15 protein-coding genes and 1 pseudogene are annotated in these 17793 nt (G+C 69.7%); 8 read left to right on the top strand and 8 right to left on the bottom strand.

The genetic code is table 11. The features are described 5' to 3' along the window. Positions 1 to 114: 114 nt before the first annotated feature. Positions 115 to 540 (bottom strand): helix-turn-helix domain-containing protein, encoded by a 426-nt coding sequence (locus tag ABZZ17_RS20110; protein WP_356877652.1) that lies wholly within the window; start codon positions 538 to 540, stop codon positions 115 to 117. Between the two features lie 32 nt (positions 541 to 572). Here ABZZ17_RS20110 and ABZZ17_RS20105 point away from each other — a divergent pair, with 32 nt between their 5' ends. Beyond that, positions 573 to 1307 (top strand): NAD(P)-binding domain-containing protein, encoded by a 735-nt coding sequence (locus ABZZ17_RS20105; protein WP_356877651.1) that lies wholly within the window; start codon positions 573 to 575, stop codon positions 1305 to 1307. 722 nt (positions 1308 to 2029) lie between these two features. On the opposite strand, the gene ABZZ17_RS20100 is transcribed toward ABZZ17_RS20105, so the two are convergent. Next, a complete protein-coding gene (locus ABZZ17_RS20100; protein WP_356877650.1) occupies positions 2030 to 2266 on the bottom strand; it encodes a hypothetical protein in 237 nt (78 codons plus the stop codon). 207 nt (positions 2267 to 2473) lie between these two features. Here ABZZ17_RS20100 and ABZZ17_RS20095 point away from each other — a divergent pair, with 207 nt between their 5' ends. From ABZZ17_RS20095 to ABZZ17_RS20085, 3 genes are read left to right on the top strand one after another with little or no spacing between them, the layout of a single operon-like run. Beyond that, positions 2474 to 2722, top strand: a complete 249-nt coding sequence (locus tag ABZZ17_RS20095; protein ID WP_356877729.1) for a hypothetical protein — start codon at positions 2474 to 2476, stop codon at positions 2720 to 2722. After that, on the top strand, positions 2697 to 3215 hold the full coding sequence (locus tag ABZZ17_RS20090) for a DUF6879 family protein (RefSeq protein ID WP_356877649.1): 519 nt from the start codon (positions 2697 to 2699) through the stop codon (positions 3213 to 3215). Before ABZZ17_RS20095 ends, ABZZ17_RS20090 begins: the two co-directional genes overlap by 26 nt. A gap of 15 nt (positions 3216 to 3230) precedes the next feature. Continuing rightward, the gene (locus tag ABZZ17_RS20085) at positions 3231 to 4079 is read left to right on the top strand and encodes a helix-turn-helix transcriptional regulator (protein ID WP_356877648.1); all 849 of its coding nucleotides are present in this window, start codon (positions 3231 to 3233) and stop codon (positions 4077 to 4079) included. Here the strand turns inward: ABZZ17_RS20085 and ABZZ17_RS20080 are convergent. Together ABZZ17_RS20080 and ABZZ17_RS20075 are read right to left on the bottom strand one after the other, a co-directional pair. Beyond that, the gene (locus ABZZ17_RS20080) at positions 4025 to 4732 is read right to left on the bottom strand and encodes a recombinase family protein (protein ID WP_356877647.1); all 708 of its coding nucleotides are present in this window, start codon (positions 4730 to 4732) and stop codon (positions 4025 to 4027) included. The genes ABZZ17_RS20085 and ABZZ17_RS20080 overlap by 55 nt on opposite strands. 824 nt (positions 4733 to 5556) lie before the next feature. Continuing rightward, positions 5557 to 5999 (bottom strand): annotated as a pseudogene (locus ABZZ17_RS20075) (transposase); the annotation flags it as partial. 536 nt (positions 6000 to 6535) lie between these two features. Between ABZZ17_RS20075 and ABZZ17_RS20070 the strand changes: the two are divergent. After that, entirely contained in the window at positions 6536 to 6865 is a 330-nt protein-coding gene (locus ABZZ17_RS20070) for a hypothetical protein (protein WP_356877646.1), read from the top strand. Positions 6866 to 7377: 512 nt separating this feature from the next. Here ABZZ17_RS20070 and ABZZ17_RS20065 read toward each other — a convergent pair. The 4 genes from ABZZ17_RS20065 to ABZZ17_RS20050 form a co-directional block, all read right to left on the bottom strand. Further along, positions 7378 to 7656 (bottom strand): hypothetical protein, encoded by a 279-nt coding sequence (locus ABZZ17_RS20065; protein WP_356877645.1) that lies wholly within the window; start codon positions 7654 to 7656, stop codon positions 7378 to 7380. A gap of 533 nt (positions 7657 to 8189) precedes the next feature. Next, positions 8190 to 8744 (bottom strand): hypothetical protein, encoded by a 555-nt coding sequence (locus ABZZ17_RS20060; RefSeq protein WP_356877644.1) that lies wholly within the window; start codon positions 8742 to 8744, stop codon positions 8190 to 8192. A 507-nt stretch (positions 8745 to 9251) separates the two neighbouring features. After that, a complete protein-coding gene (locus ABZZ17_RS20055) occupies positions 9252 to 10895 on the bottom strand; it encodes an ABC-F family ATP-binding cassette domain-containing protein (protein ID WP_356877643.1) in 1644 nt (547 codons plus the stop codon). A 556-nt stretch (positions 10896 to 11451) separates the two neighbouring features. After that, positions 11452 to 12846, bottom strand: a complete 1395-nt coding sequence (locus ABZZ17_RS20050; protein WP_356877642.1) for a sporulation protein — start codon at positions 12844 to 12846, stop codon at positions 11452 to 11454. A gap of 332 nt (positions 12847 to 13178) precedes the next feature. Here ABZZ17_RS20050 and ABZZ17_RS20045 point away from each other — a divergent pair, with 332 nt between their 5' ends. The 3 genes from ABZZ17_RS20045 (at position 13179) to ABZZ17_RS20035 (ending at position 16803) form a co-directional block, all read left to right on the top strand. Further along, positions 13179 to 14945 (top strand): asparagine synthetase B, encoded by a 1767-nt coding sequence (locus tag ABZZ17_RS20045; RefSeq protein ID WP_356877641.1) that lies wholly within the window; start codon positions 13179 to 13181, stop codon positions 14943 to 14945. A 28-nt stretch (positions 14946 to 14973) separates the two neighbouring features. Then, positions 14974 to 15411: an NUDIX domain-containing protein gene (locus ABZZ17_RS20040; protein ID WP_356877640.1), complete on the top strand. Its 438-nt coding sequence runs from the start codon at positions 14974 to 14976 to the stop codon at positions 15409 to 15411. A gap of 72 nt (positions 15412 to 15483) precedes the next feature. Then, entirely contained in the window at positions 15484 to 16803 is a 1320-nt protein-coding gene (locus tag ABZZ17_RS20035) for a UDP-glucose/GDP-mannose dehydrogenase family protein (RefSeq protein WP_356877639.1), read from the top strand. Positions 16804 to 17793 lie beyond the last annotated feature (990 nt).

Genomic DNA, 17793 nt, shown 5'->3' with positions numbered 1-17793 from the left:
TCTACCAGGCCCTGGACCTCCTCCAACACCTCATCGCCACCTGGACCGGCACCTGCCCCACCTGCCAGCAAACCGTCCCATGACAGCCCTACGACACCACCTAACAAAGCACTACTAGCTCCTGTCCAGGCGATCTTCCCGGGGGGTGAAGCGGGCCTGGGCCGCCAGGACGGCTTCGGTGTAGCGTCCCGCCCACGCGCCCATCGCACGGATCGGGCCCAGCAGCGCGAGGCCCGCTTCGGTGAGGGAGTAGTCGACGCGTGGTGGGGCCTCGGCGTACGCCTGGCGTGCGACCAGGCCGTTGTACTCGAGGCGGCGCAGGGCGTCGTTGAGGACCTTGGGGCTGATCCCGCCGATGCGGGTGACCAGCGCGCGGGGCCTCATGGGCCCGCTCTCGCCGAGGATGTACACGATCACGCTGTCCCAGCGGTTCGACAGGACCTCGAAGGCCACTCTCGCCTGGCAGTCCGCGGCATACTCGGCGCCGCCCAGGTCCTCGCCCAGGTCTTGCTCGTCTGCCTCTGCCGCCGTGTCGCTCATGCGATCATCCTGCCCGGCCCGATGCACACCATGTGGTGTGCATCGGCGCGCTTAGCGTCCTTTCCGTCACACCTCGCACATCTCGCGACACGGACGACAGGAGCACGCACATGCGCATCGGCATTCTCGGTACAGGGGCCATGGCCACGGCCCTCGGCGCGGCCTGGGTACGGGCCGGCCATGACGTTCGCGTGGGCGGACGGGACACCGAAGCGGCCTCCCGCACCGCCCTGATCACCGGCGCCTCCGGGCACGGCAGCCTCGCCGAGGCCGCGGCTCACGGGGACGTGGCACTCCTCGCCGTGCCAGCAGACGCCGCCCCGCAGTTGGCCAAGGAACTGGCCCCCCTGCTGGCCGGTCGGACGGTGATCGACTGCACCGTTCCCATGGCGCCGGGCGGAGACGGACCGGCCCTGACCACGGGCGGCACCACCTCCGTCGCCCGCCTCATCGCGGACGCCGCCCCCGACGCCCATGTGGTGAAAGCGTTCGGGGTGTGCCACGAGAGCATCTGGACCCTGGACCGGCCAGCCTTCGAAGGGTCCCCACTGGCGGTCCCGTTCTGCACCGACCAGCCGGGCGCCGCCACACGGGTGACAGAGATCATCACCTCCATGGACTGCACGCCACTGCCCTGCGGCGGGCTCGATCGCGCCGCCCTGCTGGAGGCCACCGCCGTCTTCGCCATCGGCGTCTGGTGGTCAGGCGCCGAGGCCCGCTTCGCGTTCCCGGCCCCGGCCCTGGCTCCGGGGGCCGTGGACGACTAGCCAGGACTTGTCCGGCCGATCCCGGGCGGGGCTGTGGATCGAGCGGGTCCTGCCGAGGCCGTTGCGTTGCGCACGTGAGCACAACCACGGTCCCGAAACAAGCACCGAGGTTCCCGGAATGCGACGACATCACTTTCCGGATGAGGCGAGTGTTCCTGCAGCCGGACAACAGACGTTCTCGAAACCCGACTACAAAGCCAGACGAGGCGCCGTCAGCCCGTAGAGGCCCAGCGGCGGGAACAGAACCACCGGCGGGAGGTATCCGGCCTCGGCACACGGGATGCACAGCAGGTCCCGCCCGGGCGGTGTCCACCGGCTTCCGCCAGCAGGCCTCGCAGGTCGTGACGTCCGTCGCCGTCTCACAGAACACGGTAGTGATCACGTCCACAGCTCCCCGTCGACAACGAAGCCGGCCCGCTCGATCGCGGCGGCCGTCCGCTCCTCCCATCCAGGCGCGGGCACTACGCCGCCCACCACGGCCGGGTCGAGGGGGTGACGGTGTGGAAGGTGGTGGGGGACCCGGCCGCCGGGATACGGCGGAGCACCGGCGGCCGGGCGTCAGTAGCCGCGCTCGCGCTCGGCTTCGGTGAGCGGCCGGCACTTCGGGTCACCGCGGCGGTGCTGGTGCTGATCCGGTCGGGCCCCGGACATCGAGTGACCTGTGATCGTCTCGAAGTCGGAGCCGAGCGCGCGCTGACAGCGCGCGCAGATGCGGCCCGCGATCACAGCGGTTCCAGCGTCTGCGGGGCCGCAGTGACCTCCCGGCCGTCCGAGCCCCGGATGTACGCCGTGCGAGCCCACGTCTGCCTGCCTGCCACGAAGCCCACGGGCTCCCGGACGACAGCCATCAGCTCGCCCTGAGCCCCGGTCGCCGCGTCGCGGACCTGCTCGTGCAGAAGCGGATGGTCCTCGTGATCGAACCCCATGTTCATGCTGGTGCCGGTCTCGCGGACTTCCATGGCGGGTCTCCCTACCGTCGTCAGCTGGTGGTGGTGCACCGAGCGTGACGGAACCGGCGGTCGCCCAACCAGCCATGTGCAGATCTGTGCATCTAGCCATTCGGCGTCGGGAGTTGGCCACATCGGAGCCTTGACCGGCCTGCTCATTGCCCCAACGCTGGTGCACAGAAGTGCACAGGCCGACATCGGGAGGCTGGCACGCCACTACTGTTCGTAGGGATCGACCCCAACACCGGCGACAAGCAGAGCCCGACCGTCTGGGCCGACATCGAGCAAGGGGAGCTCGTGCTCCAGGGCTGGAAGCCCGGCCCGGAGCTGGAGGCCGAGTGCGCGGCCACCGAGGTACCGGGCCACGCGGTCGGAATCCCCGAAGGAGAAGCGGTGATCCGCATCCCGGCCCGCATGCTGCACATCGTCAGGGAGGAGTGCGATGTCCTGGAGTCCCACGTTCGATGAACTGATGGCCGGCTGCACCACGGCCTACCACCTGGAGATGCGCGACTCGTACGCCGTCGACTACGAGGCCGGACCGTTCGCAGAGTGGCGGGCAGGCTACCGCCATGATCCGGCCAACCGGGCCTCATGGTGGCGCCCGTGGCTCGACATGGTCGCCGGCGAAGTCGCCCGCGGCGTGGACATCCGACGGGCCCGGATCGTTTCCGAGCCGGTCAGCGAGTACACCCGCTTCCTGTACGACGGGACGTTCACGAACGTCGCGGCCGGCGAACAGGTCCGGTGGCTCGCACGCCGCCGGGCCTCGGACATCGCGCTGCCGGGGAACGACTTCTGGCTCTTCGATGGGAAGTGGGTCCACTGGAACCACTTCGCGGGCGACGGGTCGTCGCTCGGCGAGGAGATCACCAACGATCCGGTCTCGGCGAAGCTGTGCACCGAAGCCTTCGAGTCGGTATGGACCCGCGCCATCCCGCACGCCGAGTACAAGATCTGACGGACGGTCTCACCCATGCCCGCATCCTTCTCGTCCTCTGCGCAGGCCGCCCGCGTCGCCGTGGCGGCCCGGCTGCGCGAGCTCCGCAGGGGCGCGGGGCTGACCGTCGCCGAGCTGGCGACGCTCTGTGGCTGGCACCACTCGAAGACGTCGCGGATCGAGAACGCCCGTACGGCTCCTTCGGCCCGGGACATACGGCACTGGTGCCGGGCCTGCGGCCGCCCTGATGAGGCGCCGGATCTCGTCGTGCGGTCCATGAACGCCGAGTCGATGTACAGCGAGTGGCGTCACCAGGTGCAGGAGCTGAGCAAGCTCCAGAACTCGTGGCCGAAGATCTTCGCGGAGACGCGGCTGTTCCGGATCTACTCGTCCACACTCGTGCCCGGTCTGCTCCAGACGCACGGGTACGCGGGTGGCCTGTTGGACACGATCGCCCGGTTCCGGGGTTGCCCGGAGGCGGGCGAGGAGGCTGCGCAGGCGCGCGTTGACCGGTCCCGGATCATCCACGACCCGGGCCGCCGCGCCGTCCTCGTGGTCGAGGAATCCACCCTCTACTACCGCATGGGCAACGCGGACGCGATGGCCGCCCAGCTCGGGTACCTGCTCACGGCCGGCGCCCTGCCGGCGGTGTCCCTGGGGGTGATCCCCCGCTCTGTCGAGCCGCGCACGGTGTGGCCTCTGGAGACCTTCCACGTCTACGACGACAAGTTCGTCTCCGTGGAGTTGCTCTCCGCCGAGGTGAACATCACCCAGCCCTCGGAAGTGGGGCTCTACCTGAAAGCGTTCGAGCAGCTGCGCCGCATGGCGGTCTACGGGGCGGACGCCCGCGCGCTGGTCATGAACGCCGTTACCGCACTGCGCTGACCCGCACGCGACGGCTTCCGCGCGCGAGGTAACAGCGAGGAGCCCGGCCCCTGGTGCGGTACCGAGGTAGAGGTATTGGTCCCGGCCGACGTGCACCGTGAACGCTCCTGCCGCCTCCAGGCGGCACCAGGCACCGGCCTCGCGGAGCATGGCCCGGACGAGTTCCAGGCCGACGTCGATCGGCACCAGCGCGCCGTCGTGGAACCCGGCGTGGTCGGCGGGGAAGGGGCCGGCCAGGCCGTGGCCGTCGATCGGTGGTTCCAGGCCGAAGTGGACGAAGCCTGCGAGTTGCGGCTCGCGGATGGCCAGCTGATCGACGCCGGTGTCCTCGGCGAAGGCGGCGACGGCCTGCAGGTAGGCGGCTTCGACCGGCCCGTGATCACTGGTCGCGGGCCGGCGAGCGAGAGCTTGACGTTGCGGGCGGTAAGGGAGTCTCCGATGTCGCGGGCGTCGGGCACCGAGCGTGCGCGGCGGTCGAGCTCGGGGACGACAAGGGTGTCGCCGGCACGCACCGCCGCCAAGGCCTGGGCCAGGCCGGGCCGGCGCGTTCGGTTCCGGTCAATCCGTGGTCCACGTGGATCCGGTCCTCCGGGACGTCCAGGCTGAGGAGGATCTCGCGCTGGGCGGTGAGATCCTCCTTGTCCAGACTGCATCTCGCGTAGCCGAAGCGTTCACTCATGCCCGGAACGTACGGTGAGCCCCCGCTGACCGCACAGTTCACCGGACACCCTAAATGAGACGCCGTTACTCAGGTTGAACTCGTGATGTCGGCGGCAGGACGGGATGGAGGAGCGGCTGTGGCATGCTCGTCCGCGTGATCGAGGTCCCAAATGATGGCTGGTCGTTCGCAGCAGCACGGGAGCCGGCTCGCTTCGGTGCTTGCGAGGTGAACGGGGCCCCTGGTGTCGAGCACGCGGTAGGCGCGCGCGGGACGCTGTGTGGCATATCGGCACGGCGTACCACTCTCTACCTTTTCGTTCCCGACGCGCTGCAGTCGTGTCGACGGTGCCGTCAGCAGGCCGACGCGGCCCCGACCCAGCCATGTGCCCAGGAGCGCCTTCACGGCCGAGTCCTGGATTCGGCTCCGGGCACGATGCGCGATGAGCTACTCGCCGCCCTTCGTACGGGGGCGACGGTTCGCTCGTGGATCAACGGCCGCTCCGCAGATCTGGCACAGTTCTACGCGAGGATCGACGAGCTGACCGAGGGTGTCGGGCCCGCTGCCGAGGCTTTCGCGTCAGCGGCGACCATCGGATTGGCGAACGTTGACCACGAACTCTGGCGGTTCCTGGTCGTCCTGCCAGAGGGCGACGCTCCTCCGATCGTCGCTCGCGGACCACGCGGCCGCTGATGCGGCCACGACCTGCCAGTGTCGAACTCGATCACGGCAACGAAGTGGTCAGCCCGTCGCGTCCTGGCAGCCGCCGATGGGCTGCGGCCGGTACTGGATCTTCCGTAAGCCGCGTCTGACCGTCTACACGAGGTGGTCCGGGTCGGCGAAGGCAACGTTGGCCAGGAATCCGCGTCGCAGTAGCGACCAGATGCCCTCGACTGGATTGAGATCGGGCACGTACGAGGGCAACTGCTAGACGGTGAGCCAGTCCTGCGCGGCGATGAACTTCTTCATGCCGGCGGCCAGGTGGGTATTCAGGTTGTCCCAGATCGGGATGATCGGTCCGCCGAGCTGGTTGTGTGCCGCGATGATCAAGTCGCGGTAGTAGGTCCAGGCGAAGTTCTTGCGGTCCTTGCTCCTGCCCTGGCCGTCGTCCAGCCTGGGCCCGTAGATCAGCCGGGACCGCTCGCCGGGTTTGTAGCAGGTCAGGGCGGCGACCGAGACCCGCCGACGGGAGCGGCCACGCGCCCCGAACGATGGGTGTTCGGCCACGGGCGTCCCCCGGTGCGGGCCCGCGCCGACGTCATCGAGACCCCGGCCTCGTCCTCGAACATCAGCCAGGCTCCGCGCGCCGCCACTAGGCTTTTACCTGCGGCCACACCTGCTTCTTCCACATCTCGACCGCCCCGTCGTCGCGCTCGATCGCCCGACGAAACGGCTGCTGGCACGACCAGCCACTTCCCAACTCCCGCTCCAACAGGGCGAACTGTTGTTCGCTGAGCCGGGGCAACGGCTGCAGGCCCTTCGGCTCCAGGCAGCCGAACCTCCCTGGCGCCAGGTGTGGCGCCACCGCTCCACCGACGCACGGTGATCCGAAGGTCCGCCGCGATCACCCTGTTGCCGTCACCCCGCTCGAACCGCTCGGCGGCCTCCCGCCGTACCCGCCCCGAAGCCGTTCCTCCTGGACAGTGAACCCGCCCCCTGCGCGCATCGCACCCCGCCGTCATATCGCAGGAATCAAGGTCCGTCAGCACCTACGACAAGACGATTGCAACTTGATTAGAATTCCTAATGGGATGACCTCATGGCGCCTGTTGGTGAGCGCGGTTGGTACTGTCCGACCGTGACTTTGACTGACCTGCGGGATGGCTTTCGCGATGATGGGCAGCGGCAGTGCGTCCAAGCAGTGGTTCACAGTCGCCTCGCGGATGACCGGGAGCCGCAGGAGTGTCGCTACCTGATGCGCTTCTGGTGGCAGCTGAGCATGCCGTACCAGGAAGTTTCGCTTGAGGAGCTGCGCCTGAACGTCGGCAGGCAGAAGCTGGATGCCCTCATGGAGCTGATCTGTGCCATCCGGTCCGGCCACGACGAGATCGATGCATGGCTTGCCGCTGCGGAGAAGACGTTTCCGGTGATTCAGGACCGCGGCTTCAGCTCGGACCGCGGGGACTGAGGCACGAGCTTCGTCAGGCGCCGCCAGCAGACGATGCAGCAGGCGAGCTGGAGGAAGGCTTCATCGATGTCGTCGCGGATCTCCCGCCGGATCCGCAGGCGGCGGAACCAGTGCAGATGTGCGAAATGCGCGCTCCACGACCCAGCTGCGGGTACAGAGCCCGGAACCGTGCTCGGTCCCGTGGCAGACGACCCCCGGTTGCACCCCAAGCTCCCACACGCGACGGCTGACTTGTCGTGGTCGTACCCGCGGTCACCGAGCACGACGTCCGGGCGACGCCGGGGCCGGCCGCGTCTACCCCGCACCGACGGAACGGCTTCGAGTAGCGGCACGAACGTTCACACGCCCGGCCCGAACCTCGCCGCGAACCGCCACAGGACCCTACGCGGGGTGGTGAAGGGAGCCGCTCGTCACCGCTGCGCACCTGTGTTTCGGACCCGATCCGGCCAGGTCTGGAGGTCGGGCCCAGCCGACGGTGAGAGCTGTCCTGTCAGGGGAGCTTGCCGTGGCTGCTACCGGAGACCGCCGACGATGGCGGCCGGCACCACCGCGGAGTGGCCGGCGGGAAGGAAATGACCCTTGGCGTGGTTCTGGCCCCTGGCGTCGCCGAGAAGCTGGCCGCCGACGCCGAGGCCCAGACCGTGGAGGATGTGGCCGAAATTGATCCCGTCAGCCGGAACGGCCCTGCTGGTGCTGCCGGCCGTCGCGGCCCCGGCTTGGGCAGCTCCCGACATGGTCAGGACGGCTCCCGAAAGAGCGAGGGCGACAAGTACGCGCTTGGTGTTGTTCATACACCAGTGAACGATCTTGGGCCGTACTGGTCACCACCCGTTACGAGCCCTGGGCTTGCCGACAACCCCAGCCGGGGCAGCAACGGCATGCTCGGAGGTGTCCTCGGCGGCGGCAACAGCGGCTCGCTGGGCATCCTTGGCGGACCTGGGAAGTCTTAGCGGCGCCCAACCGGGGGAAACCCCTATGGCAACGGCTTCGGCACCGGCTTGAACGACGGCCATGGGCTGCCGGGGTACGAGCCGCCCAGGAGCCGTCACCGCTCACCCGTTCACGCAGGGGCGGTCGGCGACCCGGACGGCGCTGCCGCGGGCTGATCCGTAGTCACCACTACTGAACCGGTGAGTTCCGTGACCGCAGGCCAGGACACGTCAGGGGCGGCTGCTGCCCGGGCTCCGGTGGGTACGGGGTGCCCGGTCCGGTGCAGGTGATGGTGGTCCCGTCGCCCATCGTTCAGATCAACCGCCGGGCCCCACCGGAGCTTGGTCCTCAGGATCGAGGAATTCGGCCTGTCGGGGTGTCCGCTCCTCTTGCGTCAACTCGCCGGGTTGACGTTGAGGGTGTTGGGGATGGAGATCGTGCCGTACGTGCTGAAGCAGGCGATGCCCTGGGGGAAGTTGTTGTCAACGCAAGCCGCGCTGTTGTTGTTTCCGAAGTTCACTGTCACTTGGAACGTCGGGTTGTCCGTCTGTCGGTACACGGCGACACCGGTAGTTCCAGGGATGAGCGCGAAGGCGCCGCTGGTACCTCCTGCGGGGATCACCGAATTGACAGCGGGGGAGCCTGCGACACCGGATACCGACGCCAGGGTCAGAGACACATTGAGGTTGTTCCGCACGACCCAGTTGTGGCTCACTGCGGTCAGGCCCACCAGGTGTCCCGCACCCGCCACGTGTCCGCTTCCGACGAGGTTGTCCCGGCCCGCCGCGCTGTTCCCGTCACCGATGTTCGTAACGTTCCCGGAACCGTTGTTGAACACCACCGCACCGGGCTGATCCAGCGGAACCACCATGTCCGCCACCGCAGGCGACGACAACATCACAGCCGAAGCAAAAGCAACGGCAGCCGAAATGACACCCAGGCGTCGCATCCAGAACTCCGTGACTCGATGAACGAACCCCTCAAAACTGAGAGCGCGGCAAGACAAACACGCACCACCACACCCGGCCCAGCACCAACACGAAACAACAGCGAAACCGCCCAAAAACCAGAAAGCATGTTTATTCACCCTCTGGTCACGTCGGAGGCCCTCCCCCGCCTCTGACCCCAGCCGCCGGCATCGTGCGCCGCTCGTCCGGCACCGGCGACTCGGGCTCGCCGGGGGCTCCCCGACGACCAGCGCCGTCCGCGACGGGGGCGGCCTGCCTCGAGGCGGGGTTGGAGTTCCTGCTGCCGGGCGCCCGGGATGCGGTCATGGTCCGCAATGTTCGGCGGCCGGCCGGCTACCGCCGCCCGAGGAACGGGTGGAGTCGGCCGCCTGAGGGAGGAACAGGCCGCGAGGACGCGCCGAGCAGCCGACGGGCACGATCCCGGGCGTGAGTAGTCGCGGTACCCGAAGTGCCGCCGAGCAGGCCGGGACAGGCGTGCAGCGTGCGGATCACCCTGAGGTTTCGGCGAGGGTCCCGTCGTGCAGGTGGAAGCGTCGGGTGATCCGTACCGTTTCCAGCAGTCGGCGGTCGTGGGAGACCAGCAGCAGAGTGCCGGTGTAGGAGTCCAGGGCGGATTCGAGTTGTTCGATGGCCGGCAGGTCGAGGTGGTTGGTCGGCTCGTCCAGCACCAGCAGGTTCACCCCGCGGCCTTGCAACAGTGCGAGTGCGGCCCGTGTCCTTTCGCCTGGGGACAGGGTGTCCGCCGGGCGCAGGACGTGGTCGGCGCCCAAGCCGAATTTCGCCAGCAGGGTGCGGACTTCTGCGGGCTCCGTCTGCGGGACAGCCGTCCGGAAGGCGTCCTGGAGGGATTCGGCTCCGTGGAACAGGGCCCGGGCCTGGTCGATCTCGCCCATCACCACCCCTGAGCCGAGCGACTGACGGCCGGCGGCGAGCGGGACACGGCCCAGGAGGGCGCCCAGCAATGTCGACTTTCCGGTGCCGTTCGCACCGGTGATCGCGACACGGTCGGCCCAGTCGATCTGCAAGGTCAGGGGTCCCAGCGTGAACTCGCCGCGCTGGACGGTGGCCTCGTGCAGCGTGGCGACGACCGTCCCGGAACGGGGCGCGGCGGCGATCTGCATGCGCAGCTGCCACTCCTTGCGCGGCTCCTCCACTTTCTCCAGGCGCTCGATGAGCCGTTCGGCTTGCTTGGCCCGGGCGGCCAGGTTCTCGCTGTTCTCCATCCGGGTGCTGCGGGCGAACTTGTTGTTGTCCCGGCTACGGCGCTGCGCGGTGCGCACGCCCTTGTCCGCCCAGGAGCGGTGGATGGCCGCCCGCTCCTGAAGGGCGGCCTTGCGGTCGGCGTACTCCTCGTACTGCGCGCGGGCCTGGTGGCGGGCGCGCTCGGCTTCCTGCAGGTAGGCGGCGTAGCCGCCGCCGAAGTGGCGCACCTGCTGCTGGGCCTGGTCGAGTTCGAGGACCTGGGTGACGGTGCGGGCGAGGAACTCGCGGTCGTGGCTGACCACGGCCGCGCCCGCGCGCAGCCCGTTGACGAACTGCTCCAGCTGTTCCAGACCGGCCAGGTCGAGGTCGTTGGTGGGCTCGTCCAGCAGGAAGACGTCGAAGCGCGACAGCAGCAGCGAGGCCAGCTGCGCGCGGGCGGCCTGCCCGCCGGACAGCGACGTCATGGCCTGCTCCAGCCCGACGCCCAGGCCGAGTGTGGCGGTGACGTGCTCGGCGCGCTCCTCCAGGTCTGCCCCGCCCAGGCCGAGCCAGCGCTGCAGGCTCGTGTCGTACGCCTCTTCGGCCCCGGCGGCGCCGTCGGCCAGCGCCTGGGAGGCGGTGTCCAGGGCCAGCTGGGCCGCCGCGACACCGGTGCGGCGGGCGAGGAAGGCCGTGACGCTCTCGCCCGGGCGCCGGTCCGCCTCCTGGGGCAGGTATCCGACGCTCGCGCCGGCCGGGGCGAGGTGGACCCGGCCCTGTTCGGGGCGGTCGACTCCGGCGAGGAGGCGGAGCAGGGTGGACTTCCCGGCCCCGTTGGCGCCGACGAGGCCGATCACCTCGCCCGGTGGCACGACCAGGTCGAGGCCGGTGAAGAGGGGGAGGTCGCCGTGGCCTGCGGCGAGGTTCTTGGCGGTCAGGGTTGCGGTCATGCGGTCGCCTACCGGATGGGTCGGTCACCTGTGGTGACGAGTGTGCGGGGGAGGTACGCGCTCGGCATCGCGACGACAGGCGGAAGTGCACCGCATCCGAAGAGCGGATGTTCAGGGCCTGGGCGGACTCACACGGCACAGAGGGCGCCGGGAAGACTGCGCAGAGGCGTGCACGACCACCACCGTCGGCATGGCCGACCGCGGCGGGGCAGCACGGGGGGATGCCGTGCTGGCAACAGGGGCACGTACCTCAGATGCGCAAGATCCACCTCAATCGGAGACAACAAGACCGTCCACCACGGTACACATCGTGGTCAGCACAGCGCCACCTCGTTCCGCGCCGACGCGAGAGACAGAACCTGGTCCAGGTGCACAAGAGCCCCCGACGCATGCGGATCACGTCGGGGGCTCGATGCTGCCCGGGGAGTACGCCCGCTACACGGGCAGACGGCCAGGGGTCGGGGTGGGCGGCCACGATCGTCAAGCTGAAGAAGACGATCGCCAACAAGAACGTACTTCCCCCTTCGAGGAGGCGGGCGAGTACGGGCGAACGCGCTCAGGCGGCGATTCCGAGTTCGGTTCGGGTGCGGTGGATGAACTCGCGGACGGCCGGCTCGCGGCGCCAGGGGGTGAGGGCGGTGTTGAACTCGCGGACGTAGTCCTTGGCCCGGGAGGACTGGACGCGGGCGAGGATGTCCACGGACCGGTTGCCGAGGTCCAAGCCGTGGTCGAGGTCGCGGGCCTGGAGGTGGGCGGTCCCCACGATTGCCAGCCGCATACCGACGGAGCGGGTGAACACTCCGGACGGCATCGCCGCGGCCCGCTGGTTCCAGGCCAGGGCCGCCTTGGGGTTCTTCAGGTCCCGGAAGACCTCGGCGGCGTCCGCGGAGAGGCGGGCGTGGTGATAGAAGTCGATCCAGGCGGGTTCTGAACCGCTTGTGGCATCGGCCTGGCCCAAGAGGTCTTCGGAGGCGGCCAGGGCCCGTGCGGCGGCCCTGGCGTCCCTCTCCCGGGCGTGGGCACGGGCCTCGATCAGCTTGGTGAATGCCAGGACACGCGGGGCGGCCTGGCCCTTGGCCCGTTCGAAGGCTCCCTGGGCCATGTCGACGGCCTCGGAGCCGAAGCCCCGCAGCAGGGACTGCATGGCCATGGTGGTCAGGACATAGCAGCCGAGCTGCACGTCGCCGCCCGCGCGGGCCAGGCGGAGGGCTTGGATGAAGTGCCGTTGGGCGACGTCGTGCTGCCCGACGTCGAACGCGGTCCACCCGGCGAGGCGGGACAGCTCGCTGGTGACGGAGAACAGGTCGCGGCCGACTGCATCGGTGAAGGAGCCCCGCAGCAGCGGGGCGGCCCGTTCCTGGAGGCAGACGGTGACGGAGTTGGCCTTCCAGTTGCCGCCGCCGTATTTGGAGTCCCAGCGGCGGGCCTCGTCGGCAGCGTCACGGAGTTCTTCCAGGTCGGCCCGGCCGACCTGCTTCTTGCCGCCGGCTACATCGGCCGCCTCGTCGGCGGGGGTGACCAGCCAGCGGGTCACGGGGGTGGTGAACGCGGAGACGGCGAAGCCGGATCCGGTTAAGAAGTCGCGGCGGTTCACGAAGCTCCAGAACGAGGTGGCCACTCGGACCGCGTCAGCACGGTCCCGCGGGAAATCCAACCCCACATCCGCGTCCGGTGTCTCCGCATCGCCCATACCGATTTCGTCAAGTGCCACCGGACGGCCGAGCCGTTCGGAGATCGCCTGAGCCAGGAACATGGGCACCGGCCACTTGGGGATCATGCCCCGCTGGCACCAGTTCGCGATGGAGGTATGTGAGTAGTCCGTCGTGAGCCCGGCCTGCTGGGCGAGCTGGTTGACCCGCAGGGCCAGAGACTTGTGGCTCGCGCCTGAGGTCTCGATGAGCCGGTCCAGGTCCGCGTTGGGCGGACGCTTCCGGCGGCTGGTCGAAGCCACCCGAATCCCCTTTTCCACCAGGTCAGCAACATGGCTGCCGACGAGGAAACGCCACGAGTCCGGGCAGCGTCGACTGGGCATTTCCAGTCGTACGCATTCCGGCAGGGCACGGGGAGGCCGTTCGCCTCTCCGCGTCTGGAGCCACCGAGGGTATTGCCATCGGAACCCTGGGTGAACCTGCTTTGCGAGTTGTGAGCCCCCCTGCGAGCCCTGCCCGGCCTGCGGGCCGGGCAGGTGTGATGAGGGCACAGGCCGCCGCCGGGACACCAGGAAGGGGCTCCCGGAGGCGACCGCCGTCAAGCACCACGACTTCACGCTCGGGGGTGAACCAGATGTGCGGAATCGCAGGACTGGCCGGAGGCGACGCTCTCCGGCACGAGAAGACCGTCGCCGCGATGGGCGACTCGCAGCACTACCGCGGCCCGGACGGCACCATGCACGCCGCCGCCCGGGACGGACGGGCAGTGCTGGCCATGAACACCCTCCTGATCGTCGACCCGCAGGCCATGCCCGGCCCCTACCTCGACCGGGATACCGGCATCCTGCTGGCCTTCAACGGAGAGATCTACAACTGGCGACAGCAGGCCGCCGCCTGGGGTATCAAGGTGAGCGAGCGGGAGTCGGACGCCCACTTCCTGCTGCGGGCCTGGGCCAAGATCGGCCCGTCCTGCCTGGACGGACTGGACGGCATGTTCGCCATCTCCGTCTACGACCCGCGGACGGCGAAGCTGTTCCTGGCTCGCGACCGGCTCGGGGAGAAGCCGCTCTACTGGCGCCTGGACGGGGGCCGGCTCGCGTTCGCCTCCGAGGTCACCACGTTGACCGGCTACGGGCCGGCCCCGCTCGTCTTACGGCCGGAGGTCACCGCGATCGAGACGCCGACCGGCGTGGACACCCCGTTCCAGGGGATCCAGCTGCTGGCCCCGGCCACGCTGCTGGCCTTCGACGTCACCACCGGCTCGATCGACCAGATCACCTGGTGGCACCTGGAAGACAGGGCCGCATACGGCGGCACCTACGACCAAGCCCTGGCCAGGTTCTCCACGATCCTGGCCGAGCAGATCCCGCTGCGGTCCCCGGCCTGCGACTTCGCCCTCCTCCTCTCGGGAGGCCTGGACTCGGCGGTGTTGGCCTACCTGATGCGGCCCCCGGTCTGCGTCACGGTCCGCTACCCGGGCCAGGACCGCTTGGACGAGTCCTCCACGGCGGCCGTGATCGCCCGGGACATAAAGGCCGAGTTGGTCGTGGTCGAGCCGGGCCACGTCGACTTCACTCGGGCCCTGCCGCACATGATGCGGGCCCTGGACTACCCGATGGGCAACGCGTCCACGTTCTCCGAGCACATGGCCTACCGGAAGATCGCCGACCTCGGCCTGCGGGTCGTGATCGGCGGGCTCGGGCCGGATGAGTTCCTGATGGGCTACGTCCGCCAGGCCCTGGTCCTCTTCGGCCCCGACGCCGTCCTGAACGCCGGGCTCGACGCCTACCAGCCGCTGGCCTCCAAGCTCATGCACACCGCCGGCGAACTCCTCGACCCGGCGGAGGCGGTCACCCGGCTGATCCTTCGCGGCCCGGACCCCGACGGCCGCCTCCGTGATCTCGTCGCCGACGCGATGGCCCGCGCGGGCGGGGACCTGGCCCGCGGCCTGACCCTGGCGGACCTGGCGACGGCCTGGAGGCCACTGGTGATGACCAGCGACAAGCTCGCCTCCGCGTACGCGCTCGAGCGCCGGTCCCCCTACCTGGCCCGCGACCTGGTCGAGCTCTCCTACCGGCTGCCAGTCGACTACAAGATCACCGATCCGGCTCAGGGCAAGCGGATCCTGCGGGACGCTGCCAGGGCACTGGGCCTGCCGAAGGAGGTCTGGGCCACCCGGGACAAGCTCGGCTTCGCCTCCCCGGTCCCGTCCTGGCTCAACGACAGCCTCGCGGCCTGGGCCGACTCCCAGATCCGCATGGCCCTCACCGACGCCCCGCCCACGTTCCGCCCCCTCCTCGAGGGGGGTTTGCAGCCCGGCGGCCGGTTCGACCGCACTCGCATGCAGGCCCTCATGGCCGCCGCCTGGTTTTCGGACCAGACGGTGAAGGCTGCCGCATGACCCCCAACCCCCTTACTACGGTGAGGGGATGCACTCCGAGAACACCGCCACCGAGGAGCCGGCCGCCGCCCGCGGAGCCGTCGCGATCGTCACCAACCGCCGCGGCGAACTCCTCCTCCACCTCCGCGACGACCTCCCCGAGATCGCTTGGCCCGCCCACTGGTCCGTCCTGGGCGGCGGCTGCGACCCCGGGGAATCCCCCGCCGACGCCATCGTCCGCGAGCTCGACGAAGAAGCGGGTCTGACCGTCGAAAACCTGACCGAGCTGTTCGAGATCACCGACCACCGCGGCTCCGGTCAGATCATCACCTTCTTCTCCGGCTCCTGGAACGGCGACGAGACGGACCTGCTTCTCTCCGAGGGCGTCAAGCTCCAGTTCTTCGCCCCCGACTACCTCGACATCCTCACGATCCCGCCGTTCATCCGGGACGGGATCTACCGCTGCCTGGCCGCCAGGCCCTCCTGACGCACCGCCCTTCCGGGCGGGGCAACGGTGGGGCCGCCCACGACGGCCCCACCCGAAGGGACAACCCCGCTCATGAAGATGACCGTCATCGGATGCGGCTACCTCGGCGCCACCCATGCCGCCTGCATGGCCGAACTCGGCCACGAGGTCCTGGGCATGGACTCCGACATCGACAAGGTCCACACCCTCAACTCCGGCAAGGCCCCGTTCTTCGAACGCGACCTGGACGGGCTCCTCGCCAAGCACACCGCGACCGGCCGGCTCCGCTTCACCGCCTCCTATGCCGAGGCCGCCGACTTCGCAGACCTGCACTTCATCGGCGTCGGCACCCCGAACCAGCCCGGCACCGACGCCTACGACCTCACCCACCTCTTCGACGCCGTCCGCCGCCTCGCCCCCGGCCTGACAACCCCGGCTGTCGTCGCGGTCAAGTCCACCGTCCCCGTCGGCACCGCACCCCGCGTCGCCGACATCCTGCGCGAGTACGCCCCCGCCGGCGATCTCGTCGAGGTCGCCTGGAACCCCGAGTTCCTCCGCGAGTCCTTCGCGGTCGACGACACCCTCCGCCCCGACCGGCTCGTCCTCGGCTTCAACACCACCCACTCCTGGGCCGAAGCCCTCCTGCGTCAGGCGTTCGAGAAGATCATCGATTCGGGGACGCCCACGATCGTCACGGACTGGGCCACCGCCGAGCTCGCCAAGGGCGCCGCGAACTCCTTCCTCGGCACCAAGATCTCCTTCATCAACGCGATGGCCGAGGTCTGCGAAGCCTCCGGCGCCAACGTCGCCGAGCTCGCCGACATCCTCGGCCACGACCACCGCATCGGCCGCCATGGCATGCGGCCCGGCCTCGGCTTCGGCGGCGGCTGCCTGCCCAAGGACCTCGCGGGCTTCATCACCCGCGCCGACGAGCTCGATGCCTGCCAGGCGGTCGGCATGCTCCGCGAAGCCGCCGCCGTCAACGCCCGCCGCCGCCAGCGCGTCATCGGCCTCGCCTGCGGTGAGCTCGGAGGCGACGTGCGGGGCAAGCGGATCACCGTCTGGGGCGCCGCCTTCAAGCCCGAGACCGACGACGTCCGCGACTCGCCCGCCCTCGCCGTCGCTCAGGCCCTCCACGACCTCGGCGCCGCCGTCACCGTCACCGACCCCAAGGCGCTCGACAACGCCCGCAAGCTCCACCCCGAGCTCGACTACGTCGAAGACCCCATCGCCGCCGTCGACGACGCCGGCCTCCTCCTCCACCTCACCGAGTGGCACCACTTCACCACCATCGACCCCAAGCGCCTCGCCACCCGCACCACCACCCTCAAGGTCATCGACGCCCGCGGCACCCTCAACACCGACCAGTGGCGCGATGCCGGCTGGATCACCCGAACCCTCGGCCGTCCCTGACCAACACCCCCACATCCGGCATCGTCACAACCTTCGCGTAGCGAACGCCCGGCTCGCCGGTCCTCGGTGGGTCGGCCCGCGTGGCCGGCCCCCGGTCTCCCCAACTACTCGACAGCGGTGTGCGGAGGCAGCCCACACGTACTCCCGGAACCGGGCTGCCCGGCCCCACACGAGGCCCGGGCAGCCTCAAGTTGATCACGAACTGTTACGTCCTGATCAACGACTGTCGACGTCACAGGTCCCCATGGCCCGGTCTCGTAGACGACGGTCGTGCTCGGGCAGTCTTCCGCCAATCCAAGCAGAACCTGGCGTTCCGCATCGTCAGCCGGACGAGCCGCATGCGGCCTCAGCCTCACGCCGCGCGTGCCGCCCACCATCGAGCCCGTCACCGCACTCTGGTTCCACGGCGACCAGCTGCCGCCCGAGCCACCGGAACACATCGACCCCAACGGCCGAGCGGCCTCCAATAGGACTTCGCGGACCGGCAGGTCACCGAGCCCCTCGAAGACATCGCGCAGTGGTTCGCCAACGAGCGCAGCAGGCCGGGATCGCTCCTGCGCGGCACCTGACATCGTGCTCCCGGGTCAGGTGACGGTGACGCGCAGAATGTACGGCTCCCCGCGACTGACCGCGCGGACCTGCTCCCGCTGATCCGCGGGGGGCGAAGCCCAGCAGCGCCCGGTCCTCGGCCCGCACCAGGGCAGGACCTCGGCGGCGGGCCGGCCGCGGTGCGTGTACGCGAGCTCCGCGAAAGCCCCGCTGACAGGGGGCGCCGTAGGTGCCCATGCTGTCGGGGCACACCGGACCCCGACGCCGCAGCCCTGCACGGAGGTAGTGCCGGAGGCCGCGGCACGGGGTTGTCCCGGCATGGACAGTTACGACGAAGACGTCCTCGGCGTACGCATGGACCCAGCACCGACACCCACCTGTTGCGAGCGCGTCGCCCGCCGCGCGGCACGCGGGCCGACGGTGCAGGGCGGCGGCCTCCGC

The sequence above is a fragment of the Streptomyces sp. NPDC006512 genome (assembly GCF_040611935.1).
Lineage (GTDB): Bacteria > Actinomycetota > Actinomycetes > Streptomycetales > Streptomycetaceae > Streptomyces.
Note: the sequence above shows the minus strand (reverse complement) of the source record. Positions and strands in the feature narration are given on the sequence as shown.

Coding starts and splice junctions, on each gene's coding strand:
- ABZZ17_RS20065 (WP_356877645.1), bottom strand. CDS start 7,656: ATGAACAACACCAAGCGCGTACTTGTCGCCCTCGCTCTTTCGGGAGCC.
- ABZZ17_RS20085 (WP_356877648.1), top strand. CDS start 3,231: ATGCCCGCATCCTTCTCGTCCTCTGCGCAGGCCGCCCGCGTCGCCGTG.
- ABZZ17_RS20080 (WP_356877647.1), bottom strand. CDS start 4,732: ATGCAGTCTGGACAAGGAGGATCTCACCGCCCAGCGCGAGATCCTCCT.
- ABZZ17_RS20035 (WP_356877639.1), top strand. CDS start 15,484: ATGAAGATGACCGTCATCGGATGCGGCTACCTCGGCGCCACCCATGCC.
- ABZZ17_RS20090 (WP_356877649.1), top strand. CDS start 2,697: ATGTCCTGGAGTCCCACGTTCGATGAACTGATGGCCGGCTGCACCACG.
- ABZZ17_RS20110 (WP_356877652.1), bottom strand. CDS start 540: ATGAGCGACACGGCGGCAGAGGCAGACGAGCAAGACCTGGGCGAGGAC.
- ABZZ17_RS20045 (WP_356877641.1), top strand. CDS start 13,179: ATGTGCGGAATCGCAGGACTGGCCGGAGGCGACGCTCTCCGGCACGAG.
- ABZZ17_RS20040 (WP_356877640.1), top strand. CDS start 14,974: ATGCACTCCGAGAACACCGCCACCGAGGAGCCGGCCGCCGCCCGCGGA.
- ABZZ17_RS20060 (WP_356877644.1), bottom strand. CDS start 8,744: ATGCGACGCCTGGGTGTCATTTCGGCTGCCGTTGCTTTTGCTTCGGCT.
- ABZZ17_RS20055 (WP_356877643.1), bottom strand. CDS start 10,895: ATGACCGCAACCCTGACCGCCAAGAACCTCGCCGCAGGCCACGGCGAC.
- ABZZ17_RS20100 (WP_356877650.1), bottom strand. CDS start 2,266: ATGGAAGTCCGCGAGACCGGCACCAGCATGAACATGGGGTTCGATCAC.